The organism is Streptomyces sedi (assembly GCF_006335015.1).
Taxonomy (GTDB): domain Bacteria; phylum Actinomycetota; class Actinomycetes; order Streptomycetales; family Streptomycetaceae; genus Streptomyces; species Streptomyces sedi.
In genome coordinates, this window is record NZ_VDGT01000003.1 from 41,427 (window position 1) to 63,165 (window position 21,739).

At 72.8% G+C, this 21,739-nt stretch carries 23 protein-coding genes and 1 pseudogene; 14 read left to right on the top strand and 10 right to left on the bottom strand.

From position 1 onward, the window contains the following. Positions 1-29: 29 nt before the first annotated feature. The gene (locus FH715_RS04995) at positions 30-1,169 is read right to left on the bottom strand and encodes a hypothetical protein (RefSeq protein WP_139641126.1); all 1,140 of its coding nucleotides are present in this window, start codon (positions 1,167-1,169) and stop codon (positions 30-32) included. 224 nt (positions 1,170-1,393) lie between these two features. Here FH715_RS04995 and FH715_RS05000 point away from each other — a divergent pair, with 224 nt between their 5' ends. Next, complete coding sequence (locus FH715_RS05000) at positions 1,394-2,554, top strand: cystathionine gamma-synthase (protein WP_139641128.1); 1,161 nt, start codon at positions 1,394-1,396, stop codon at positions 2,552-2,554. A 66-nt stretch (positions 2,555-2,620) separates the two neighbouring features. On the opposite strand, the gene FH715_RS05005 is transcribed toward FH715_RS05000, so the two are convergent. Further along, positions 2,621-3,172: a MarR family winged helix-turn-helix transcriptional regulator gene (locus tag FH715_RS05005; protein ID WP_139641130.1), complete on the bottom strand. Its 552-nt coding sequence runs from the start codon at positions 3,170-3,172 to the stop codon at positions 2,621-2,623. Positions 3,173-3,320: 148 nt separating this feature from the next. Here FH715_RS05005 and ilvA point away from each other — a divergent pair, with 148 nt between their 5' ends. From ilvA to FH715_RS05030, 5 genes are all read left to right on the top strand, one after another. After that, on the top strand, positions 3,321-4,535 hold the full coding sequence (ilvA, locus tag FH715_RS05010) for a threonine ammonia-lyase (protein WP_139641133.1): 1,215 nt from the start codon (positions 3,321-3,323) through the stop codon (positions 4,533-4,535). Positions 4,536-4,601: 66 nt separating this feature from the next. Continuing rightward, complete coding sequence (locus FH715_RS05015) at positions 4,602-5,594, top strand: hypothetical protein (protein ID WP_139641135.1); 993 nt, start codon at positions 4,602-4,604, stop codon at positions 5,592-5,594. Positions 5,595-5,753: 159 nt separating this feature from the next. Further along, on the top strand, positions 5,754-6,749 hold the full coding sequence (locus FH715_RS05020) for an ATP-binding cassette domain-containing protein (RefSeq protein ID WP_139641137.1): 996 nt from the start codon (positions 5,754-5,756) through the stop codon (positions 6,747-6,749). Between the two features lie 32 nt (positions 6,750-6,781). Next, entirely contained in the window at positions 6,782-7,615 is an 834-nt protein-coding gene (locus FH715_RS05025) for an ABC transporter permease (protein WP_484422040.1), read from the top strand. A 279-nt stretch (positions 7,616-7,894) separates the two neighbouring features. Next, positions 7,895-11,260 (top strand): tetratricopeptide repeat protein, encoded by a 3,366-nt coding sequence (locus FH715_RS05030; protein ID WP_139641139.1) that lies wholly within the window; start codon positions 7,895-7,897, stop codon positions 11,258-11,260. 48 nt (positions 11,261-11,308) lie between these two features. On the opposite strand, the gene FH715_RS05035 is transcribed toward FH715_RS05030, so the two are convergent. Next, positions 11,309-11,539, bottom strand: coding sequence for a hypothetical protein (locus FH715_RS05035; RefSeq protein WP_139641141.1), 231 nt, complete (start codon positions 11,537-11,539; stop codon positions 11,309-11,311). 3 nt (positions 11,540-11,542) lie between these two features. Next, positions 11,543-12,415, bottom strand: coding sequence for a mycothiol conjugate amidase Mca (gene mca / locus FH715_RS05040; protein ID WP_139641144.1), 873 nt, complete (start codon positions 12,413-12,415; stop codon positions 11,543-11,545). Between the two features lie 135 nt (positions 12,416-12,550). Here mca and FH715_RS05045 point away from each other — a divergent pair, with 135 nt between their 5' ends. Together FH715_RS05045 and greA are read left to right on the top strand one after the other, a co-directional pair. After that, positions 12,551-12,970 carry a DUF4307 domain-containing protein gene (locus FH715_RS05045; RefSeq protein WP_246108566.1) on the top strand — a complete coding sequence of 140 codons (420 nt, stop codon included), beginning with the start codon at positions 12,551-12,553 and terminating at the stop codon, positions 12,968-12,970. Between the two features lie 211 nt (positions 12,971-13,181). Next, complete coding sequence (gene greA / locus FH715_RS05050; RefSeq protein WP_139641148.1) at positions 13,182-13,682, top strand: transcription elongation factor GreA; 501 nt, start codon at positions 13,182-13,184, stop codon at positions 13,680-13,682. A 127-nt stretch (positions 13,683-13,809) separates the two neighbouring features. Here greA and FH715_RS05055 read toward each other — a convergent pair. Then, a pseudogene (locus FH715_RS05055) lies at positions 13,810-13,950 on the bottom strand (IMP dehydrogenase); the annotation flags it as partial. 79 nt (positions 13,951-14,029) lie between these two features. Between FH715_RS05055 and FH715_RS28070 the strand changes: the two are divergent. The 6 genes from FH715_RS28070 to FH715_RS05080 all read left to right on the top strand — a co-directional run bounded on the left by FH715_RS28070 (position 14,030) and on the right by FH715_RS05080 (position 16,361). Next, positions 14,030-14,188, top strand: coding sequence for a hypothetical protein (locus FH715_RS28070; RefSeq protein ID WP_170184633.1), 159 nt, complete (start codon positions 14,030-14,032; stop codon positions 14,186-14,188). Positions 14,189-14,207: 19 nt separating this feature from the next. Next, positions 14,208-14,570 (top strand): type II toxin-antitoxin system RelE/ParE family toxin, encoded by a 363-nt coding sequence (locus tag FH715_RS05060; RefSeq protein WP_211367446.1) that lies wholly within the window; start codon positions 14,208-14,210, stop codon positions 14,568-14,570. After that, positions 14,567-14,884, top strand: a complete 318-nt coding sequence (locus FH715_RS05065; protein WP_097230578.1) for a helix-turn-helix domain-containing protein — start codon at positions 14,567-14,569, stop codon at positions 14,882-14,884. The genes FH715_RS05060 and FH715_RS05065 overlap by 4 nt, the downstream gene beginning before the upstream one ends. Before the next feature lie 149 nt (positions 14,885-15,033). After that, positions 15,034-15,897 carry a helix-turn-helix domain-containing protein gene (locus FH715_RS05070; protein WP_139641150.1) on the top strand — a complete coding sequence of 288 codons (864 nt, stop codon included), beginning with the start codon at positions 15,034-15,036 and terminating at the stop codon, positions 15,895-15,897. A 5-nt stretch (positions 15,898-15,902) separates the two neighbouring features. Further along, positions 15,903-16,103: a DUF397 domain-containing protein gene (locus FH715_RS05075; protein WP_139641152.1), complete on the top strand. Its 201-nt coding sequence runs from the start codon at positions 15,903-15,905 to the stop codon at positions 16,101-16,103. 54 nt (positions 16,104-16,157) lie between these two features. Continuing rightward, entirely contained in the window at positions 16,158-16,361 is a 204-nt protein-coding gene (locus tag FH715_RS05080) for a DUF397 domain-containing protein (RefSeq protein WP_139641154.1), read from the top strand. 100 nt (positions 16,362-16,461) lie between these two features. Here the strand turns inward: FH715_RS05080 and FH715_RS05085 are convergent, their stop codons facing one another. From FH715_RS05085 to FH715_RS05105, 5 genes are all read right to left on the bottom strand, one after another. Beyond that, positions 16,462-17,259 carry a methyltransferase domain-containing protein gene (locus tag FH715_RS05085; RefSeq protein ID WP_246108567.1) on the bottom strand — a complete coding sequence of 266 codons (798 nt, stop codon included), beginning with the start codon at positions 17,257-17,259 and terminating at the stop codon, positions 16,462-16,464. A gap of 420 nt (positions 17,260-17,679) precedes the next feature. After that, the gene (gene fxlM, locus FH715_RS05090; RefSeq protein WP_139641157.1) at positions 17,680-18,909 is read right to left on the bottom strand and encodes a methyltransferase, FxLD system; all 1,230 of its coding nucleotides are present in this window, start codon (positions 18,907-18,909) and stop codon (positions 17,680-17,682) included. Positions 18,910-19,025: 116 nt separating this feature from the next. After that, positions 19,026-19,712, bottom strand: coding sequence for a pentapeptide repeat-containing protein (locus tag FH715_RS05095; protein WP_170184635.1), 687 nt, complete (start codon positions 19,710-19,712; stop codon positions 19,026-19,028). 44 nt (positions 19,713-19,756) lie between these two features. Beyond that, positions 19,757-20,905 (bottom strand): methyltransferase domain-containing protein, encoded by a 1,149-nt coding sequence (locus tag FH715_RS05100; protein WP_139641161.1) that lies wholly within the window; start codon positions 20,903-20,905, stop codon positions 19,757-19,759. Positions 20,906-21,069: 164 nt separating this feature from the next. Then, positions 21,070-21,726, bottom strand: coding sequence for a GntR family transcriptional regulator (locus FH715_RS05105; RefSeq protein WP_211367448.1), 657 nt, complete (start codon positions 21,724-21,726; stop codon positions 21,070-21,072). Between the last annotated feature and the right edge of the window lie 13 nt (positions 21,727-21,739).

The window sequence follows — 21,739 nt, forward strand, 5'->3', positions numbered from 1 at the left end:
CGCTCCTCGGGCGGGTCCCGCCCGGCTGGCTACCGGCCGGCGATGGCGATGGCCCGGTAGGCCGCGTACTCGGCGGCCGGCTTCTCGCCGTCGACCCAGGGGATCGCCCCCACATAACCGTCGATCGCCCTGACCTGTTCCGCCGCCTCCGGGTACCGCTCCGCGCGGACCAGGAAACACAGCAACAGATGGTGCACGTGCGGCTGCACGGGGTGGTCGTTCCGCACGTTGTTCAACGCGAACTGCGCCGCCTCGATCGCGTCCATCACCACCGCGCCCTGGTACATGCCGGGCGAGTGCTGGAGGTCGGGCAGGTGGTCGTAGACCGCGAACAGCGGCAGCGCCGGCAGCAGGCTGCCCGGCTTCGCCGCGCCCGCGGCAGCCGCCGCGAAGCCCTCGGCGTCCTTGCGTGAGCCGTGCCACTTCTCGGAGAAGTAGGGCAGGGCCGCCAGGTGCGCGCCCATGTGCTGCGGCTCGCGCTCGGTCACGCGACGCCACACGGCGTCGAACTCGTCGCGCGGGTAGTCGAGCCCGCGCGCGATGGCCAGCTCGACGATGTGCGGCACCGGGTCGTCGGGGGCGAGCCCCGCCGCCTCCTCGCAGACCGTGCGGGCCTCCTCCAGCACGATGCGGTACTCGGCCGCGCCCGGGTCCGCCATCGCCTGCCAGACCAGGAACTGGGCGTAGACCTGCGCGCCGCCCGGGTCGCTCGGCTCCTCGGTGCGCCAGTCGCGCAGCCAGCCGGCGCCCGGCTTGCCCTTCTCCGGGTCGCCGCCCGCCGCGCGCCACCGCGCCAGCTCCATCGCGGCGGCGCCGGCCAGCGACTGCACGCGCTGCCAGCGCAGCTCGCTGTCGTCGGTGAGCGCCAGCAGCTGCCCGGCGGGACGCCAGCCGCCCGTCGCGCGGACCTCGTCCAACGCCTCGACCAGCGCGTCGTCCGGCCCGGGCAGCCGGAGGTCGAGCTGGTCGACGGGGACGAGCCCGGCGCTCGGCCCCGCGGCGTCGCCCGCCTTGCCGAGGGAGATCCCGCCGCCGCCCGGACGGGTCGCGGCGTCGGCCTGGGCCGCGGCCCGCTCGAACTCCTGCCGCTCACGGCGGCGGCGCAACGCCGGCAGCACCAGCACGCCGAAGACGGCGGTCAGGGCGATCAGCAGGATCAGGGCTTCCATGGCGGAGTCGCTCCCCCTCGTGCGGAGTACGGCGGTGCTGCGGGTACTGCGTGTGCCCGCGGGCACCGCCGTGGCGCCGGCCGGTGCGGCCGGTGCGGACGGTGGCGCGGGTACCGAACGGGTGGTATCGGCGGACAGGGACACCCTATGCCGCCGGGGGACCGGGTGCCGCGAACGGGCGTTCGCTGTCCCTGACTCCACGGTAAGGCCACTACCGTGGGTCCATGAACGAGCAGCATGTGGGGCGGCGCTTCGAGACGTTGGCCATCCACGCCGGCCAGGAGCCCGACGCGTTGACGGGGGCGGTGGTCCCGCCCATCCACCAGGTTTCCACCTACAAGCAGGACGGCGTCGGGGGGCTGCGCGGCGGCTACGAGTACAGCCGTTCCGCGAACCCGACGCGCACCGCGCTGGAGGAGAACCTCGCCGCGCTGGAGGGCGGCACCCGCGGGCTGGCGTACGCCTCGGGGCTCGCGGCCGAGGACTGCCTGCTGCGCACGGTGCTCGGCCCGGGCGACCACCTGGTGATCCCGAACGACGCCTACGGCGGCACCTTCCGGCTGGTGGCCAAGGTCGTGGAGCGTTGGGGCGTCGACTGGTCGGTCGCCGACACCTCCGACCCGATGTCGGTGCGGGAGGCGATCCGCCCCGAGACCAAGCTGGTGTGGGTGGAGACGCCCTCCAACCCGCTGCTGGGGATCACCGACATCGCGTTGGTCGCCGAGATCGCGCACACCGCCGGCGCGCGCCTGGTCGTGGACAACACCTTCGCGAGCCCCTATCTCCAGCAGCCGCTGGCGCTGGGCGCGGACGTGGTGGTGCACTCCACCACCAAGTACCTCGGCGGCCACTCCGACGTGGTCGGCGGCGCGCTGGTCACCTCGGACCAGGCGCTGGCCGACGAGCTGGCGTTCCACCAGAACGCGATGGGCGCGATCGCCGGGCCCTTCGACAGCTGGCTGGTGATGCGCGGGATCAAGACCCTCGCGGTGCGGATGGACCGGCACAGCGCCAACGCGACGCGGATCGCCGAGATGCTGGCCGCGCACCCGAAGGTCGCCGACGTCCGCTACCCCGGGCTGCCCTCGCACCCGGGCCACGAGACGGCGGGCAAGCAGATGCGGGACTTCGGCGGGATGGTGTCGTTCCGGGTCGCGGCGGGGGAGGAGGCGGCGGTCGCGGTCTGCGACCGGACCGAGGTCTTCACGCTGGGCGAGTCGCTGGGCGGCGTCGAGTCACTGATCGAGCACCCGGGCCGGATGACCCACGCCTCTGCCGCCGGGTCGGCCCTTGAGGTGCCGGGCGACCTGGTGCGGCTCTCGGTCGGCATCGAGTCGGCAGACGACCTGCTGGCGGACCTGCGGCAGGCGCTGAACTCGATCTGAACGGCCGCCGTTTCCGTTCGCGGGCGCGGGCGCGGGCGCGGGCACGGGCACGGGACCTCGCCCCGTTCACGGGCGCGGGGCGAGGTCCCGGCCGTGGAAGCGGGCGATCGCCGCGTTGAAGCGGGACAGGAGCGCGTGGAAGTCCGCGCGCTCCTGCTCGTTCCAGTCGTCCGTGAGCAGCGCGATCAGCGCGCGCCTGGAGGCGCGCACCTCCTCCAGCCGCTCGCGCCCCGGGGGCGTGAGCTGCAACAGCACCGCGCGCCCGTCCTCCGGGTCGGGGGCGCGGCGGACCAGCCCCGCGTCGACCAGCGGCGCGACCTGGCGGGTCACCGTGGACGAGTCGATGCCCATGCCGCCCGCCAGTGCCTTGACGCCGAGGGGGCCGTCCGCCTCCAGCCGGCTGAGCAGCAGATAGGCGGCGCGGTCCATCGAGTTGCGGGCCGACCCCAGCCCGCCGAGCCGCGTCTGCTCGGCCCTGCGGCCGAAGACGGCGACCTCGTGCTGGAACGCGTCGAGCAGCGCGTCGCCGTGCGGCGGGTCGTGGTGTGGCGCCTCGGCGTTCCCGCCGGTCGCGGTCGGCGGCGGGGCGTGGGGAGGGGTGGGTTCAGGCGTCGTCATGTCCGTCTGGTTCGCGGGGAGGAACGGGGCGGGAGCGGCTGCGGGGAACGGCGAGCGGTGCCGGCGCCCGAAGGGCACTCCAGCGTAGCGGCCTCCGGTGGCGGCGTCCCCGGGCGCCGGCGCGGGGGTGGCCTGCGAGACTGGTGCCATGTCCACGCAACGCCGGCCCACCCTGGAGGACGTGCTCGCCGCCCAGAAGACGCTCTCCGGGGTGACCCGGGTGACCGCCCTCGAAGGCAGCAGGTACCTGAGTCGACTGGTCGGCGCGCCGGTCCTGTTGAAGTGCGAGAACCTGCAACGCACCGGCTCGTTCAAGCTGCGCGGCGCGTACAACCGGATCGCCGCCCTCACCGCGGCCGACCGCGAGCGCGGGGTGGTCGCGGCGAGCGCGGGCAACCACGCGCAGGGCGTCGCGCTGGCCGCCTCGCTGCTCGGGGTCACCTCGACGGTCTTCATGCCGGTCGGCGCCCCGCTGCCGAAGGTGGCGGCGACCCGCGACTACGGGGCGTCCGTGCGGCTGGTCGGGCAGGTCGTCGACGAGACGCTGGCCGCGGCGACCGCCTACGCCAGGGAGTCGGGCGCGGTCTTCATCCACCCCTTCGACCACCCCGACGTGGTCGCCGGGCAGGGCACGTTGGGCCTCGAACTGCTGGAACAGTGCCCCGACGTGCGGACCGTGGTGATGAGCGTCGGCGGCGGCGGGCTGCTGGCCGGCGTGGCGCTGGCGATCAAGGCGCGCCGGCCCGACGTGCGGATCGTCGGCGTGCAGGCCGAGGGGGCCGCCGCCTACCCCAGGTCGCTGGCGGCCGGCCGGCCGCTGTCGCTGCCGGGGGCGGCCACCATGGCCGACGGCATCCGGGTGGGGCGGCCGGGCGACGTGCCGTTCGAGCTGGTGGCCGAGTTGGTCGACGACGTGCGGACCGTCTCCGAGAGCGCCCTCTCGGGCGCGCTGCTGCACTGTCTGGAACGCGCCAAGCTGGTCGTCGAGCCGGCGGGCGCCGCGCCGGTCGCGGCGCTGCTGGCGGAGCCGGACGCGTTCGAGGGCCCGGTCGTCGCGGTGCTCTCCGGCGGGAACGTGGACCCCGTCGTGATGGAACGAACCCTGCGCCACGGGATGGCCGCCGCCGGCCGCTACCTCTCGCTGCGGCTGCGGCTGCCCGACCACCCGGGCGCGCTGGCGGCGCTGCTCGGGGTGCTGTCGGAGGTCGACGCCAACGTGCTGGCGGTGCACCACGTGCGCACGGACCCGCGGCTGGGGGTGGCCGAGGCCGAGGTCGAGCTGTGGCTGGAGACGAAGGGTCCGCGCCACTGCGACGAGGTCGTCGTCGCGCTGCGCGAGTCGGGTTACGGCGTCCTGTCCTGAGCGGCCCGGTTTCGCCGGTGTGGCCGGCTTCTGGGGGTGTGTCCCCCGTCGACTATCATCCTGTACATGGCAATTCGCACGGGGGAGCCTGCCGGAAGGCTGGCGAGACTTCGCAGGACATCGGGCAACGTGGCGGTCGTCGCCGTCGCCCCGTATCTGTTCATCAAGGTCCTCTGGGCCTTCGGGCTGTTCGTGCCCACGGAGGAGATGGGCGGCGCCGACTGGCGGGCCGCCAACGCCGCCACCGCGGTGCTCGCGGCCGTCGGGATCGTCCTGGCGTTGGCGTTCTCCCGTCCGTGGGGTGAGCGGCTGCCCGCGTGGCTGGTGGCCCTGCCGGTGTGGGTGGGCACCGGTCTGCTCGTTCCGATGCTGCTGCTGGCGCCGGTGCTGGGCCCCGCCGCGATGAACCGGGACCAGGACGCGGGGGCCCCGGACTTCTGGATCTACGAGCAGATCCTGGTGATGATCTCGCTCGTCGGGGCGGGCGTCGGCCTCCCCCTGGCGCTGCTCGGGTACGCCAGGGCGCGTTGGCCGGAGGCGCTCGGCGGGCCGCTGGACCGCGGGGAGCCGGCGGGGAGTTCGCGCGCGCTCCAGGCGACGGCCGCCAGGCTGCTCGCCGTCGGCTGCGTGCTGCTCGGCGCGGTCAAGGTCTACTGGGCGGCCGGCGGCACGCTCGGCATCGACCCGGACCGGCTGGACGGCCGCGACATCTGGTGGCACCTCCTCACGCTGAGCACGGGCGTGTGGGCGCTCGCCGGGGCGTGGGGGCTCGTGGTGCTGGCGACGCGCCGCGGAACGCGCTGGTTCCTTCCGCCGATGGGCGCGGCCTGGATCTCCTCCGGGATGCTCTTCTCCTACAGCGTCTACAACCTGCTCACCCTCACCGACATGCAGCAGCCCGCCCCCGAGCACCCGCTGGCCGCCGCGGCCACGCGGGAAGCCGGGGCCGTCCTCGGTGTGTTGATGGGGATGGTCGTCCTGCTGGTGCTGCACGACCGCCGACGGGCGCCGGGCGGTGACGGCGGGACGTCGGCGCCGGAGCGGGTGCGCGTGGGGTGAGGCGGGCGGCGGTCCTGGCGATCCGGTGGGGTGTCGCGCACCGTGCCGAACCGGCGTCCGCTTGAGAGCTATCGCGATACATCGCGTCTGTTCTAGAGTGGCGACCCTCCCACGTTCGGGCCACTCTGGCCGTCAGGACCTGATCGAGAGTGAGATCTCATGCCAGCCGCCATCTACGCCGAGGGTCTGGTCAAGACCTTCGGCGACGTCCGCGCGTTGGACGGCGTGGACATCGAAGTACCCGAGGGGTCGGTCCTCGGCCTCCTCGGACCCAACGGCGCGGGCAAGACCACCGCCGTGCGGGTGCTCACCACCCTGCTGAGGCCGGACAGCGGTCGCGCGGAGGTCGCGGGCTTTGACGTCGTCACCCATCCGGGTGAGGTGCGCAGGTCCATCGGGCTTTCCGGCCAGTTCGCCGCCATCGACGACTATCTGACCGGCCGGGAGAACCTTCAGATGGTCGGCCAGCTCTACCAGCTCACCGCGCGCGACGCCCGCCGCAGGGCGGACGCGCTGCTGGAGCGGTTCAACCTGGCGGACGCCGGCGACCGCACCGCGAAGACCTACTCGGGCGGGATGCGCCGCCGCCTGGACCTGGCGGCGGCGCTGGTGATCAGCCCGCCGGTGATGTTCATGGACGAGCCGACCACGGGCCTGGACCCGAGGAACCGCATGGCCCTCTGGGCGGTGATCGAGGAGCTGGTCGCCGGCGGCACCACCCTCCTCCTCACCACCCAGTACCTGGAGGAGGCCGACCATCTGGCCGACAGCATCGCCGTCGTCGACCACGGCCAGGTCATCGCGCGCGGCACCTCGGACGAGCTGAAGAGCCGCAGCGGCGGCGACGTGGTCGAGGTCGTCGTCCACGCCCGCGAGCATCTGCCGGTCGCGGAGCGGATCCTGCGGCGGCTGGGGGACGGCGACACCACGCTCGTCGAGCACACGCGCAAGCTCAGCGTCCCGGCGGCCGGCGGGGCCAAGCTCCTCGCCGAGGTGATCCGCGAACTGGACGGCGAGGGCGTGGAGATCGACGACATCGGGCTGCGCCGGCCCACGCTGGACGACGTGTTCATCTCGCTCACCGGCCACGGTGCCGAGGAGGAGAACGGGACGCCCGCCACCGACGAGGCGACGGGCGAGGAGGGGGAGAAGTGAGCATCACCGCCCAGGAGCCGAGTCCCAAGCCGATCCCGAGGCCGGGGGACCGGGTCTCGTTCCGCCAGAGCTGGCGTGACTCGATGGTCGTCGCCAAGCGCAACCTGCTGCGGATGCTGCGCATCCCCGAGGTCGTCATCTTCGGCCTGGTGCAGCCCATCATGTTCGTGGTGCTGTTCTCCTACGTCTTCGGCGGCTCCATCACGCTGCCGGGCGCGGGGAACGACTCGGGCGCCTACCGTGAGTTCCTGATGGGCGGCATCTTCGCCCAGACGGTCACCTTCGCCACCGCCGGCGCCAGCGCCGGCATCGCGGAGGACATGCAGAAGGGCATCATCGACCGTTTCCGTTCGCTGCCCATGGCGCGCGGCGCGGTGCTCACCGGGCGGACCTTCGCCGACCTGGTGCAGACGGCGGTGATCCTGCTGGTGCTGGCGCTGGTCGCGCTGCTGGTCGGCTGGCGCATGAGGGAGGGCGTCGTCGACGCGGTCGCCGGCTTCGGCCTGCTGCTGCTCCTCGGGTACGCGTTCACCTGGATCGGCGCGCTGATCGGGCTGTCCGTGCGCACCCCGGAGGCGGCGACCTCCGGCGGGCTGGTGTGGCTGTTTCCGCTGACCTTCGTCTCGGTGGCGTTCGTCCCCTCGGAGAACATGCCGTCGGTGCTCCAACCCGTCGCCGAGTGGAACCCGTTCTCCGCGACCGTGCTCGCCGCCCGCGAGCTGTTCGGCAACCTCCCGCCGCACTACGAGGCGCCCGACGCCTGGCCGATGCAGCACCCGGCGCTGGCGTCGCTGCTGTGGTCGATCCTGATCATCGCGGTCTTCCGCACGCTGGCCGTCCGCAAGTACAAGCGCGCGGCCTCCTGACACACGCGCCCGGCGCGCCGCGGTGCGCCCGGGCGCCGGTCCCCGGCCGGCCACGGCGTTCCGCGCCGGCCGGGAGCCGTCCCCACTCCGCCACATACCGGTAACGACTTGGTCGAAATCGGCGTGAGCCCCCGTCAGCCGGGGCAGGCCAACTTCCCGGGCCGCTCCGAGCGTTGACCCGCCTTCAGGAGCGCTCCCACGCACCAGGCGGTGGCCGGGCCACAGCGCGGGAACCCCGCGCGCCCCGGCGGACGGGACGACGACGGGGAGGGAACGCGTATGGCGGTGGAGACGGCGACGCTGGAGGAGCGGCACCGCGCGGAGGTCGATCGGCTGCTGCGCGACGCGGCCAGGGAGGAGGAACGCCGCTCGGAGGGGCGGGTCTCGGCGGACCAGCTGCTGCGCCGCGCCGGCGGTTCGCTGGACGAGATCCTGCGCCCGGCGCGCGAGGAGTACGCGGCCTTCCGCGACGCCGAGCAGGAGAGCGCGCCGAGCCGGCTGGCCGACCGCTTCGCGCCCCGCTTCCTCGGCGGCCTCGCCGCGGCGGCGCTCTGCGCCGCGCTCGCCACGGTGCTGCTGGTCGGCTCGCTCAACGACTCGGCGGCCGTCGCCTTCTACGACGGCGTGCTGGTGGCGCTGGCCGCCGTGGCGGGCTTCAGCGCCCAGGCGCTGCTGGCCCACTTCTGGTCCTCCGAACGGCACGCCGGCAGCCGCCAACAGCCCGGCGGCGTCGAACAGCTGCGGCTGGCCTGGCTGACGGCCGTCGAGGTGCGCGGCATCCGCCCCTATCTGGAGCAGCAGCGCGCCGTGGCGCCCCGCCGCCGGCAGCTCGGCGGCGCCCGCGGCTCCGGCCGCGTCTCCCGCACCACGGACCGCTCGGGCCGCGCCCGCGGCCGTTCCGTCCTGGGGCGCTCCTTCGACCGGCTGGCCGACCTGGAGCGGCCCTTCATCGGCCGCCGCCGCCATCTCGGCCAGATCGTGCAGTGGGTCAACCGCGACCGCGCCGCCACCGAGACCCAGCCGACCGTCGTCGTGCTGCACGGCCCCTCGGGCTCGGGCCGCACCACGCTCGCCGGCTGGGCCGCGCAGGAGACCCGCGAGCTGTTCCGCGGCGCCTGCCTGGTGGACCTGCGCGGCCAGAGCCAGGACCCGCTGCCCACCAGGGACGCCCTGCTGCACCTGATGAACCGGCTCGGCGCCCCCCGGGAGCAACTGCTCTTCCGCGAGGGCTCGGGCCGCGCCGCCGACGCCGGCCAGCTGTCCCGGCTCGCCGAGCGCTACCAGCAGCACCTCAGCGACCTGCCCGTGGTGATCATCCTCGACGACGCCACCGACGCCGAGCAGGTCTGCACCCTGATCCCCGCGCGCTCCCCCTCGCTGGTGCTGGTCACCGCGGCCGAGCCGCTCGACATCAGCCCCTCGTTCCCCGCCTCCGTCCACCAGCTGCCGATCGAGGCGCTGGACGACGACGCCGCCGAGGAACTGCTGCGCGCCTCCGTCGCCGACGGCGGCCGGATCGCGCCCGGCGCGCGCGACGAGAGCGGCTGGCGCGAGATCAACGAGCTGTGCGCCGGCCGTCCGATCCTGCTGCGGCTGGTCGGCTCGGCGCTCGACGAACGCTCGCCCACCGCCCTCGCCGACGACCTCGCCGCCTGGGGCCCGGCCGGTGACGAGGCCGCCGACCCCGCCGAGCGCGCCCTGCGGATGCGTTACCACGACCTGGACCAGACCGCCCGCCGGCTGCTGCGCCGACTGGCGCTCGCCGGCCGCGCCAGCCTCGGCGCCCGCGCCGCCGCCGCGCTGCTGGACGTCGGTCAGCGCGAGGCGGCCGACCAGTTGGAGCGGCTGGCCCAGGCCGGCCTGCTCAGCCATGTCCGGGGCAACCGCTACCGCCTGCACGAGCTGGTCCGCAGGTTCGCGCGCGCCCGGATGTACGAGGAGGACAGCGACCGCCAGGTGTCGGCCGCCCAGGAGCGGCTGATCCGCAGCTACGCCGAGCTGGCCGACACGGTGATCCGGCTGGTCGACGGCAAGACCTCGACCCGCGCCGACATGCTGCCGGCCGCCGCCGGCGGCCACGGCTTCGCCTCGCTGGACGCCGCGCTGCGCTGGCTGGACGACGAGACCAGCTTCATCACCTCGACCCTGCGCTACGCCGACGAGCGCGTCGACCGCCAGGCCGTCCAGCACCTGCTCGGCGCGCTGTGCGACTACTGCCTGCTCCGGGGCGACCTCTACCGCCTCGGCGAGCTGAACGAGCTGGCGGAGGCCGTCGACCAGGGGCTGCTGACGCGTTCCGTCCGCTGGCGGACCGGTGTCGCCGCCCGGCAGCTCGGCGAGCTGGACAAGTCGCGTTCCACGCTGACCAGCGTCGTCACCCTCTACCAGCAGGCGCGCCACGAGGCCGGCACCGCCCGGGCGCTGCGGGACCTCGGCATCACCCTGCAACACCAGGGCCAGCTGCGGGAGTCCGTGGAGAAGCTGCGCCAGGCGCTGGACCTCCAGCAGGGCGAGGCGCTCGCCGGCGACCGCGCCTGGACGTTGCACGCCCTGGCCACCGCCGAACGCGAGTGCGGCCGGGTGCTCTCCGCCCGCCGGCTGCTCGCCGAGGCGCTGCCGCTGCACCAGGCGAGCGGCAGCGTGCACGGCGAGGCGTGGACCCGTTTCCAGCTGGGGCAGACGCTGCTGTGGCAGGGCGAGATCGCCGAGGGCGAGCGGGAGCTGCGCCTCTCACTCGACCTGTACGAGCGCTCCCGCGACGTGCGGGGCGTGGCCTGGGCCGCCAGCGAGCTGGGCCTGGCCCGCGTCTACGACGGGGACGCCTCGGCGGCCGTCGACCAGCTGCGCGCCGCGCTCGCCCGGCACCAGGAGACGGAGGACGCCCGCGGCGAGGCGTGGACCCTCTACTACCTGGGCCAGGCGCTGGAGGAGGCCGGCGACACCACGGCCGCCGTCCGCGCCCTGGAGCGCGCCCGCACCATGTTCAGCCGGATGCGGGACGTCTACGGGCTGGCCTGCACCCGGCAGCACTCGGCCCGCGTCACCAGGGACAGCCGGGCCGAGAAGACCGGCTCGCTGCGCAACAGCGGCTTCGCCCGCCAGCTGCTGACCGACGCCCGGCGCGACTACCAGCGGATCGGCGTCACCCACGGCGAGGCGTGGTCGGCCCTGGAGCTGGCCGTGATCGAGGCGGGCAACGAACGGCTCGGCCTCGCGCTGGAGTTGACCGACGAGGCGCTGGCCCTGTTCACCGCGGGCTACGGCGACGGCGGCCCGGACCTGCGGGGCGCGGACTGGGCGCAGTTCCTGCGCTGCACGCTGCTGCCGCTGGCCTCGCCGGGCGGCTCGGAGGTGGGGCAGGCGGTGGCCCAGCAGGAGCTGGCCGAGCTGCTGCGCGCCGAGCACCCGGCGCGCGACCCGAGGCTCGCGGACGCCGCGCGCTCGCTGGCGTTGATGCTGGAACGCGAGCAGGGCCCGGAGGCGGGCTGGTCCGCCTGGCGCCTGGGCATGGTGCCCCGGCGCGCGGCCCGCGACATCGTGGGCGTGCTGCCCCCGGAGGGCGGCGCGACGGACGCCCCGGCGGGCGACCGCGCCCACGACGGCGTCGGCGACCCGGCCGGCGGCGACCCGGTGGACGGGCGCTGACCGGAGGGGGCCGGCGTCGGCCTCCCTCCTGAGTCCCGCGCGCGGGACTCAGGAGGTGGTCGCCGACCTGTCCTTCGACGCGGCCGTGTCGGCGGCGGGCTCGCCGCCCTCGCCGGCGGCGGCGCTCTCCTCGAAGTCGATCCTGCCCAGGTGGCTGCTCATCGACTTCAGCAGCACCCAGACCCCGACACCGAGCACGGCGAACACGACGAAGCCCAGCACCCCCGGCGTCACCGTGTACTCGGTCAGCTCCTTGGCGAGCGGAGTCACATCAGTCATGGGTCAATTGTCGCGGACTCCGGCGAACAGGTCCGACTCGGGTAGCGAGGTGTCCACCAGGGACCGCGCCAGCTCGAAGTCCTCCGTCGGCCAGACCTCCTGCTGGACCTCCATCGGCACCCTGAACCAGCCGCCGTCCGGGTCGATCTGGGTGGCGTGCGCGATCAGCGCCTTGTCCCGCACCGGGTAGTACTCGCCGCACGGCACCCGCGTGGTCAACTGCCGCTCCGGCATGGACGAGTCTTCCCAGCGCTTGAGCCACTCCTCGTACGGCGACTCCAGGCCGCGCGCCAGCAGCCCCTCGTGCAGCGCGAGCGTGCGCGGCCTGTTGAAACCCTGGTTGTAGTACAGCTTCGACGGCTGCCACGGCTCGCCCGAGTCCGGGTAGCGCTCCGGGTCGCCGGCCGCCTCGAAGGCGACCATCGAGATCTTGTGGGTCATGATGTGGTCCGGGTGCGGGTAGCCGCCGTTCTCGTCGTAGGTGGTGACCACCTGCGGACGGAACGAGCGGATCAGCCGCACCAGCGGCTCGGCGGCCTCCTCGACGTCCTGCAACGCGAAGCAGCCCTCCGGCAGCGGAGGCAGCGGGTCGCCCTCCGGCAGCCCGGAGTCGACGAAGCCGAGCCACTCCTGCCGGACGCCCAGGATCTCCCGCGCCTCGGCCATCTCCTTGGCCCGCACCTCGTGGATGTTCTGCTCGATGTAGGGGTCGCCCTGGAGCTTGGGGTTGAGGATCGACCCCCGCTCACCCCCCGTGCACGTGGCGACGAGCACCTCCACGCCCTCGGCCACGTACTTCGCCATCGCGGCGGCGCCCTTGCTCGACTCGTCGTCCGGATGGGCGTGCACCGCCATGAGTCGCAGTTGCTCTGTCAACGCTCGGTCCTCGTCGTTCGGTACTGGTCGTCTCGGCCCCGGAGACACCGTTCTATAGTGACGGATGGAACGGACACCGGTATTCCCGGTCCGCGCCCCGAGAACGCCGTGCTGACGTCACCGAGAGGAGGAGCCGTGACCACAGCCCCCACCGGACCACCGGCGGGCCGCTACGGCCGCGACGCCTCCGACGACGGGGCCCGTGACCGGCGGCTGAAGGTCGTCGGGCTCGTGCTGGGCGTCGCCCTGGTGGGCTTCGTCGCCTGGGCCGGCTTCTCCTACATCGGGGAGCAACGCGTCTCGGGCCAACTGACCGGCTTCGAGGTGATCTCCGACCAGGAGGTCGACGTCCATCTCGCGGTCCGCAAACCGGCCGACACCGAGGGTGTCTGTACGGTGCGGGCCCAGGCGGAGGACGGGTTGGAGGTCGGCAGGGCCGAGTTCCGCTTCGACCAGCCGGACGACAGCCTCCACGAGGCGGTCACCCTCCGCACCACGGCCCGCGCCACGGCGGCGGAGCTGATGGGTTGCTCGGCGGCCGGCCAGGAGGAGTAGCGGCCGACGCCCGGCGTCGGACCCACGCGAACCCCCGGTGACCTGCCACAACCCGTACCGGGTTTGTGGCGGAGCGCGAAGGGTAATCCTTCCGCACATCGACCGTTTCGTTGTTAGAGTCGATATTTCGATCGATGGCCCGCCCGCCCAGGAGCGCACTTGTCTGGGACGGGCCTTGTTTTTATCCCCTCTTGCTACCCGAGGAGCACCTGTGACGCAGACCAGCGACACTGTCACCTGGCTGACCCAGGAGGCGTATGACCAGCTGAAGGCGGAGCTGGATCACTTGTCGGGTCCTGCCCGCGTCGAGATCGCGAAGAAGATCGAGGCGGCTCGCGAAGAGGGCGATCTCAAGGAGAACGCCGGCTACCACGCGGCCAAGGAGGAGCAGGGGAAGCAGGAGGCGCGCGTGCGCCAGCTGACCCAGCTCCTGGAGACCGCGCAGGTGGGGGAGGCGCCCGCCGACACCGGCGTGGTCGCCCCCGGCATGGTCGTGACCATCGCCTTCGACGGCGACAAGGACGACACGATGACGTTCCTGCTGGCGTCCCGCGAGTTCGCCACCTCGGACATCGACACCTACTCGCCCCAGTCCCCGCTGGGCGGCGCCGTGCTGGGCAAGAAGGTCGGCCAGGACGCCAGCTACGAGCTGCCCAACGGCAGCAGCGCCTCGGTCCAGGTCCTGGAGGCCAAGCCCTACCAGGCGTCCTGACCTCCCCGGCCCACGGCGGGGCCGCGAGCCGGGCGCCGCGTACCCCGCGCCCGCCGCAGGACGCCGATCCGGCCCGCGCCGGCGCGCACCATGCCGCCGCCGCGGGCCCGTGTACGACGCGCCGCGTTCAGGGCCTCAACAGGGCCTTGACCGCGCGGCGTTCGTCCATCGCCCGGTAGCCCTCGGCGACCTGGTCGAGGGGCAGGGCGAGGTCGAAGACCCGGCCCGGGTCGATCCGGCCCGACAGCACCCGTTCGATCAGGTCCGGCGCCGCGGACCCCGCACCCCGGCCTGCGCTGGACGCCCGACGCCATCACCACGGTCCGGCGTACGTCAGCAACGGGCGCATGGACCTGCTCGCCGAGCCCGGCCTCAGCCTCACCGACCACGCGGCCGAGCCCGGCTCCGCCGACGAGGAACGTTTGCACCTGCTGGCCTCCTGGTCGGCGACGACTGCGGCTGCGGCTGCCGAGGCCGCCGTGCCGCGGGATGGGCCGCCGGTATAGCGATTGCTATACTCGGGCTGTGGATGGCGAGTGGGAGATCTTTCTCGTGGACGAGGTCCGCGAGTGGATCGACAATCTGGACGGAGCCGCCTTGGCTCGTGTGGTGCAGGCGCTCGACGCGCTTGCGGACGGGGGTCCCGGACTGGGGCGTCCGCTGGTCGATACCGTCCATGACTCGTCGATAGCCAACCTGAAGGAGCTGCGGCCGGGAACGGTGCGCATCCTCTTCGTCTTCGACCCGTGGCGCAGCAGCATTCTGCTGGTCGCGGGAGACAAGTCCGGTCGGTGGAACGAGTGGTACAGGGAAGCGATTCCGCTGGCCGAACAGCGCTACTCCGCGTATCTGAAGGAACGAGCTCGGGAAGAAGGTGGATCGACATGAGTGGCTACAGCCGTTGGCAGGACATCCGTGCCGAGTACGTTGACCGTGCCGGTGGAGAGGACGCCGTACGGGAGGGCAGGGAGGCGCTGCTCGCGGAGATGACCGGGCGGCGGTTGGCGGAGCTGCGGCGGGCTCGTGGGTTGACGCAGCAGGACGTGGCCGACCGTATGGGCGTCACCAAGGGGCGCGTGTCTCAGATCGAACGTGGCCACCTGTCCGGGCAGGACGTTCTCGCGCGGTTCGCCACCGCGCTCGGTGGCCGGCTGCATCAGGCCATCTACTTCGACGACGGCGACATCGCAGCCATCGCCTGACGCGCCGCGTTCGTCAGGAGGTCGGACAAACACTTTCGGGCGATTCTCCGTAGGGGTGTGCGGCGGCACGTCCTCGGTTTCTTTAACTTCCTGTAACGAGGCGACTACGAGACTGAGTTGTAGGCGCTACCCTGACCAGGGGTTTCGCGATGCCCTTCGATTGGGGGAAGTTGATGGCCACCACCACCGCCGCAAAGCCGGAAGCCAAGCCCGCAGCTCCGGCCCGCAAGAGGTTCATGGACGAGTTGGCGAGACTCCGGGAGGAGTCCGGCCTGTCGCTCGGGGCGCTGTCCGAACGCGTCCGGTTCGACCGCTCGTACCTGAACAGACTCGAACGCGGCGAGCGCATCGGCGACTTGGAGACGGCCCGCAGGCTGGACGAGGTGTACGGGACGGGGCGCGGCCTTCAGAACCTGTGGTGGCTGGCGAAGGAAGAGGCGTATCCGGGGCGGTACCAGCGGTACATGGAGCTGGAGAGCATCGCCAGGGTGATCCAGCGATACGTACCACAGACGATTCCCGGCATCCTCCAGACCGAGGAGTACGCCAGGGAGCAGCTGTGGTCCGGCCCCCACCGCCCGGAGGAAGAGGTAGAGCTGGCGAACCAGTTGACGCTGCGGATCGGCCGCCAGGAGAAGGTGCGTCGTGAGGAGTCCCCGGTTCATGCGCGTTTCGTGCTGGACGAGTCCATCTTCGGGCGGCGGTTGAGCGATCGAGCGGCCTGGCTCCGGCAGCTGCAACGGCTGATCGACGACGCCAAGCTGCCCAATGTGACGATTCAGGTGTTGCCCTTGAGTACCGGGCTGCACGATCTGCTGGGCGGCTCCGTTGCTCTTCTCTGGCTCCCGGACGGTACCTCCGCCGCCTACCAGGAGCACGCCAAGGGCGGCGAGGTGATCGAGGAGCCGGAGGAGGTGGAGCAGTTGAAGCTCTCCTACGATGAGATCAGCGCTCGTGCGCTATCCCCCTTGGACTCCCTGGAGTTCATCCGCACCCAGATGAAGGAAGGCTAGAGACCATGCGAGCCTCCCACCCCAACCTCGACGCCGCACGGTGGCGCAAGTCCAGCTACAGCAACGGTGGCGACAACAACTGCGTGGAGGTGGCGGACGGTTTCCCGAGCGTGGTTCCCGTGCGTGACTCCAAGACCCCCGGTGGCGCGGCGCTGATCATCCCGGCCGCCGCCTGGGCGAGCTTCGTCGGGCACCTCGCCCGCTGACCGAAACCAGCGCGCGGCGTTCCGCCGCACCGTGACTCGGGAAGGCTGGAAGCTATGCGAGCCTCACACCCCGATCCGAACACCGCGCGCTGGCGCAGGTCCAGCTACAGCAACGGCGGAAGCAACAACTGCGTGGAGGTGGCGGACGGTTACCCGGGCGTGGTTCCTGTTCGTGACTCCAAGACCCCCGGCGGCGCGGCGCTGATCATCCCGGCCGCCGCCGCCTGGGCGAGCTTCGTCGATCACCTCACCCGCTGACCGGAACCAGCGCGGCGTGCCGCCGTACCGGGTCAGCGCCGGCGAAGGCGGTCTCGCAGCGAGCACCTGGCGGAGATCACGGGACCGGCGGCGCGCCGTTTTATGGGCGCGGCCATGTGACGGCCTGCCCCGCGGGGGTGACGGTGATCTCGAACCGTTCCAGCGGTGGTGAGCCGTCGCGCCGCCAGTGAGTGACGTGCTCCGCGACCGTGTCCCACAGCCGCGCCGGGCCTCCTTGCCGGACCGTCCAGGTGTCCCCGTGCTGCGCGAGCGCCGCCCAGGAGGCGGACTCCACGTCGATCAGGACGTGTTCGGTGCGGCCGTCGCGCTCCAGACTGATGCGCTGTGCCCGGGGGGTGGCCAGCTGGGCCACGAACCTGGTGTCCCAGTCGTCCAGGGCGTCCGCGCCGACCGAGGTCGGTTGTTCGTCCCCGCCGTCCAGGTCGGGCAGCATCCCCAGCGGCGGCGGTAGCTGGGGCCGGGCGAGCATGAACGACACCTGACCGCCGAGGAACCGTCCGCGCGCGGTGCCGTCCTCGGCGACGGTCAGGCGGGCCAGCTCGGAGGAGTACATCCAGCCGCACAGCGTGGCGAGGATGATCCCGCCAGGCCGCGTCTGCTCCACCCAGGTGTAGGGCAGGCGGACAACACCGCAGGTGGCGATGGTCCGGTCACGCTGCCCGCCGTCCTTGTCGCCGGCGAGCCCGTTCCCCACGATCAGGTTCGGGAAGTAGCCGGACGCCCCGAGCGCGACGCCGGCCGACGCGGACACGTCCTGATCCACCTCCACAGACGTGACCGCGTCGTCACCGCTCCGATGGCAGAGCAGGCCCGTGGAGTAACCGGTGCCGATCTCCAGCACGTTGTGGCCGTCCTCGACCTGGAGTTCTTCCAGCATCCTCACCACCAGGGACGGCATGGTGCGCGACGACGTGGGCGCGCGCAGGATCGCCCCCCGCACGTCCCGGGGGGGCGATCGTCCCGGCGATCTGGGTCACCAGGGATTCGTCCGCGTAGCAGCGCGCCAGCCACCGGGGATCGTCCGGGAGCACCGGGGTCCAGGCGGTCGGCCCCGGCCCGTCCACGCGCTCGAAGTACCCGCCGCGCAGATACTCGTGGCGGGGCACGTCCTCCACCGCCGTCCGCCACGGGACGGTCCGCAGGTGGCCGCCCTCGACCAACTGGTCGGCCAGGCGCAGACGGAGGGATTTGTCATCGGTCGGGTCGGTCGGGTCGGTCACGTTGGTTTCCTCTCCGGCAGGTCGGCCATGGCCTGAACCGGGGTGTACGTCAGGCGGCTGTCATCGATGCGCCGCGGTCAGGCGATGGTCAGGCGGGTGCTGGGCTTCTTGATCACCACGCCGGTGCGCTGTTCGGGGGCGCCGCGCCGCCGCGCGTGGATGACGGGGTCGCCGTGGTGGCGGGCGGTCTTGTCCCAGCGGGTGAGGGCTTCGGCGAGGATGGTGCCGAGGTGTTCGTGGTCGGGGCCGTGGGCGATGACGCCGAGTTCGAACTGGTCGGCGTGGTTGGGAGCTTGGCGCAGGGCGACGTAGGCGAGCGAGGTGTCGTTCCAGACCGTGGCCGCGCCGGTGCCCAGGACCCAGCCGACCAGGCCGCGTTCGGCGGCGGCCGGGGTCGCGCGGAGTCTTCCGTAGGGTGCGACCGCGCCGGCGAGCCAGACATCGAGGCGGGGCAGCAAGCCCTCGGAGCCGGTCAGCCGCACACCGGTCCACCGTTCGTGACGTGCCGTGGGGAACGCCGCCTGGAGCGCGGCCTCGTCGCAGTGCTGACCTTCGTCGACGGTGAGTCTGACCTCGTCGTCGGCGAGCCGCACCACCCGGGGCCTGTCGGCGCTCTCCCCGCGCATGGAGAGGAACCCGGAGACGATCGTGGTGTAGCTCCGCAGCCGCTCGCCCTCCCGGGCGAAAGCCAGGGTGCGGGAGAGCCCGCGGAAGCGCAGGGGCACCACCAGTCTTCCGTCGGCGGCCAGCTGGTCGCACCACGTCTCGGGAAGGTCCGCGGAACCGGCGGTCACGATGATCCGGTCCCACCCGCCTGCCGGGGCGTCGGCCACCGGCAGCGCGCCATCACCCGTGAGAACTCGGACATGCCGATACCCGGTCTCGTCCAGGAGGCGGCGCGCGCGGCCGGTGATATCGGCGTCGATGTCGAGACTGGTCACCGTGCCCGTCGGGCCGACGAGTTCGGCCAGCAGAGCGGCGTTGCAGCCACCGGAACCGATCTCCCACACCCGCATCCCCGGCGCCACTCGGGCCGCCTCCAGCATCCGCGCGTACAGCCACGGAGCCGAGAGCGAACTGACCGCTCGCCCGCCCTCGGCGCGCTTGGTGAAGATCGCCTCCGGCGCCCCGTACACATCCCCCGGGGGTACTTCGGGCGCGAAGCGGTGGCGCGGCACCGCGCGGAACGCCGCCTCGACGGCCCGGGACACGATCGCGCCACGCTCCACCAAATCCCGGACCATCCGTTCCCGAAGGCCCTCGATGCTTGTCTCTGTCTCTGTCTCTGTCTCTGTCTCAGCCGTCATGTCGTCTCTCTCGCTCGCGTCTCGCCGCGCGTTTCGCTGTGCCCTCTGGCGGAGTGGCCCGGCTGCTCCACCAGGGCGCCGACCATCACGAGCCACGGGCCCGCGCCGCGAAGGGGCTACTTGTCGGCGAGGTCTTCGCCGAAGGTGATGTCCAGTTCGGCGGTGAGGGCGTCGGCCAGTTGGAGTGTCTGGGCATGGTCGATGACGACCTTTCTGAGGGAGGCCAGGCCCCGGAGCTGGGAGAGGTCGTTGCCTCGGAGGTCCAGGCCGCGGTAGGTGCCGCCGTCGAACTCGGTCAGCCGCAGATCGCAGTCGTCGAGCAGAACGGCGCCGAGGTCGGCGCCGGCGAAGGTGGTCTCGCGTAGTGAGCACCCGGCGAGGATCACGGGGCCGGCGGCCCGGACGCGGGTGAGGGTGCCGTAGTCGAACTTGCAGTTCTCGAACAGGACGTTGTCGAGCGTGACGTCTTCGAGGGCGGCGCCCATGAGCTTGCAGTCGCGGAAGGCGGCACGGGAGATCCTGCTGTCGGTCCACCGCGGGGAGCCCAGGTCGCAGCCGGTGAACTCCACGGAGTCGACGCGGAGTTGCTCCAGGTGGGTGCGTCGGATTCTGAGGCCGGTGATCCGTCCGTCGATCAGGTGGGTGTCGGCCAGGTCGAGGTCCCGCAGGTCCGCGTCCGCGTAGTGGAACTCCGCGACCCGGCCGCGACCGCCCTCCAGCGACGTGACGTGGGAGAGGTAGCGGCCCGGCTCGTTCAGGTCGGGGAGCGTGACGCTCGTGCGGCGGATCGTGCGGGTTTTCATCGACTGCCTTTCAACGGCGCGGCGGGGTCCCCCCGGGGGCGCGCTCAGACTGTCCAGTCGGCCGGGGCGTTGCCGTCGCGGCGGAGGGTGTGGTCGCCGGATCGGGTGACACGCAGGGTGTAGGCGTCGGGTCCCGGGCTGCCGGCGGCGAGCCATCGCGTGGCGAACCGGAGGCGTTCGTCCCACAGGTCACGTGGACCGGAGTGCTCGACGTGGGCCCGCCGACCGGGCTGGGGCGTGATCCGGGCCCATGACCCGGTGGGTGGGTGGATCAGCCCGTGCGTGGTGCCGGAGTCGGGGTCGGACAGGCTGAGGGCGAGCACGTCGTGGTGGGCCAAGCAGGTCTCCATGGCGGTGGCGAAGACCAGCTCCCGGTAGAACGCGTCCTCGTCGACCTCGGCCGGCAGGGCGGCGGCGCGGCGCCGGCCGGTGGCGGTTCCGGTGGCGACGAGTTCGGCGTACTGCCGCGCGGCGGGCGCGACATGGCCGGTGTCGGGGCGGGCGCGCATGAACATGGCCGGGGCCGGCAGAAAGCGACCGTGCGCGGAGCCGTCGTCGGCGACCGTGAGGCGTGCGATGCCGTTGCTGATGTTGGTGACGACGAGGCCGCCGGGCCTGACCTGCTCCAGCCACGCGGTCGGAACGCGGTGCACGCCGCAGGTGGCGAGGATGCCGTCGTAGGGCGCGCCTTCGGGGTGGCCGGCGGTGCCGTCGCCGGTGACGACGTGCGGATGGTGGCCGGCGGCGGCCAGGCGTTCGGCGGCGACGGTGGTGAGGGCGGGGTCGATGTCGATCGTGGTGACGCGGGTGTCGCCGAGGTGGTGGCACAGCAGCGCGGTGTTGTAGCCGGTGCCGGTGCCGATCTCCAGGACGCGGGCGCCGGCGGGCATGTCGAACGCGTGGAGCATGCGGGCCATCAACGACGGTTCGCTGCTGGAGCTGACGGCGGTGCCGGCGGCGTCCCAGCGGGTGACGAGGCTGGTGTCGGCGTAGACGTCCTCCAGGTAACCCGGGTCGCCGGCGGCGAGCACCAGGCGGGCGCCGTCGCGCCGGATCGTGAAGCGCGGCACGAACATCTCGCGCGGCACCGCGGTGAACGCGGCGGTCCAACCGGGGTGGGCGAGCGAGCCGTTGGCGGTGAGGGCGTCGACGAGGGCGTGGCGGGCCTCGTCAGCGGTCACGTCGGTGGTCACGGGGCGACTCCCTGGAGGGTGACGGCGAGGGCCCCGGGGTGAACGGGGCTCGCGGCTCGGGAATGTGCCCTGCCTAACGAGAAGCCCGGTGTGACGTGGCGCCGTCGCGCCGGATCAGGCGGTCACACCGCACGGTCACCCGCGCGCGCTGTTCCCGCTCGGCGTCATCCCGCCGTCGTCTCCTCCCGCACCAGGGCCGCGATGCGCACGTCGCGGGTGCGTTCGAGGTGGGTGCGGAGGAGGGTGCGGGCGCGGTCCTGGTCGCCTTCGGCGATGGCGTCGAGGATCTCGGCGTGCTCGTCGTCTGAGGAGTCCAGGTTGGGGTTGCGGGACATGTCGGCGCTGTCGTAGAGCGCCAGTTGCAGTGCCAGCCGGTCCAGGACGTCGGTGATGGTGCGGTTGTGGCAGGCGCGTCGCAGGACCTCGTGCCACTTGCCGTGCAGGGCGCGGATCTCGTCGGGGTCCTCGCTCTGGCGGGCCTCGTCGTGCACGTGGCGGAGCCGCGCGAGGTCGAGGGCCGAGCGGTGGGCAGCCGCCGAGGCGGCGGCCTCGGACTCCAGGGCGATGCGGGCCTGGTAGATCTCCACGACCTCGGTCGCCGTCAACGTTCTGACCTGCGGGCTTCGGCTGCCCCTGACGACGAGGCCGTCCCACTCCAGGTGTTGGATCGCCTCCCGCACCGGTGCCCTGCCGACGCCGAGCCGGGTCGCGAGGGCGGTCTCCAGCAGCGGTTCGCCCGGGGGGAGCGCGCCGCCCACGATCTCGTCGCGGAGTACCTGGTAGGGCGGGACGCCCGCACCGCTCTGTGGGGGAAGCGCCACGGATCGCTCCTTC

What these genes read in the sequence shown, in the direction of transcription:
- FH715_RS05000 (WP_139641128.1), top strand. Translation starts at nt 1,394, where the DNA reads ATGAACGAGCAGCATGTGGGGCGGCGCTTCGAGACGTTGGCCATCCAC.
- ilvA (WP_139641133.1), top strand. Translation starts at nt 3,321, where the DNA reads ATGTCCACGCAACGCCGGCCCACCCTGGAGGACGTGCTCGCCGCCCAG.
- FH715_RS05095 (WP_170184635.1), bottom strand. Translation starts at nt 19,712, where the DNA reads ATGAAAACCCGCACGATCCGCCGCACGAGCGTCACGCTCCCCGACCTG.
- FH715_RS04995 (WP_139641126.1), bottom strand. Translation starts at nt 1,169, where the DNA reads ATGGAAGCCCTGATCCTGCTGATCGCCCTGACCGCCGTCTTCGGCGTG.
- FH715_RS05085 (WP_246108567.1), bottom strand. Translation starts at nt 17,259, where the DNA reads ATGCTGGAAGAACTCCAGGTCGAGGACGGCCACAACGTGCTGGAGATC.
- FH715_RS05030 (WP_139641139.1), top strand. Translation starts at nt 7,895, where the DNA reads ATGGCGGTGGAGACGGCGACGCTGGAGGAGCGGCACCGCGCGGAGGTC.
- FH715_RS05005 (WP_139641130.1), bottom strand. Translation starts at nt 3,172, where the DNA reads ATGACGACGCCTGAACCCACCCCTCCCCACGCCCCGCCGCCGACCGCG.
- FH715_RS28070 (WP_170184633.1), top strand. Translation starts at nt 14,030, where the DNA reads ATGGACCTGCTCGCCGAGCCCGGCCTCAGCCTCACCGACCACGCGGCC.
- fxlM (WP_139641157.1), bottom strand. Translation starts at nt 18,909, where the DNA reads ATGACGGCTGAGACAGAGACAGAGACAGAGACAGAGACAAGCATCGAG.
- FH715_RS05080 (WP_139641154.1), top strand. Translation starts at nt 16,158, where the DNA reads ATGCGAGCCTCACACCCCGATCCGAACACCGCGCGCTGGCGCAGGTCC.
- FH715_RS05070 (WP_139641150.1), top strand. Translation starts at nt 15,034, where the DNA reads ATGCCCTTCGATTGGGGGAAGTTGATGGCCACCACCACCGCCGCAAAG.
- FH715_RS05020 (WP_139641137.1), top strand. Translation starts at nt 5,754, where the DNA reads ATGCCAGCCGCCATCTACGCCGAGGGTCTGGTCAAGACCTTCGGCGAC.
- FH715_RS05075 (WP_139641152.1), top strand. Translation starts at nt 15,903, where the DNA reads ATGCGAGCCTCCCACCCCAACCTCGACGCCGCACGGTGGCGCAAGTCC.
- FH715_RS05065 (WP_097230578.1), top strand. Translation starts at nt 14,567, where the DNA reads ATGAGTGGCTACAGCCGTTGGCAGGACATCCGTGCCGAGTACGTTGAC.
- FH715_RS05035 (WP_139641141.1), bottom strand. Translation starts at nt 11,539, where the DNA reads ATGACTGATGTGACTCCGCTCGCCAAGGAGCTGACCGAGTACACGGTG.
- FH715_RS05015 (WP_139641135.1), top strand. Translation starts at nt 4,602, where the DNA reads ATGGCAATTCGCACGGGGGAGCCTGCCGGAAGGCTGGCGAGACTTCGC.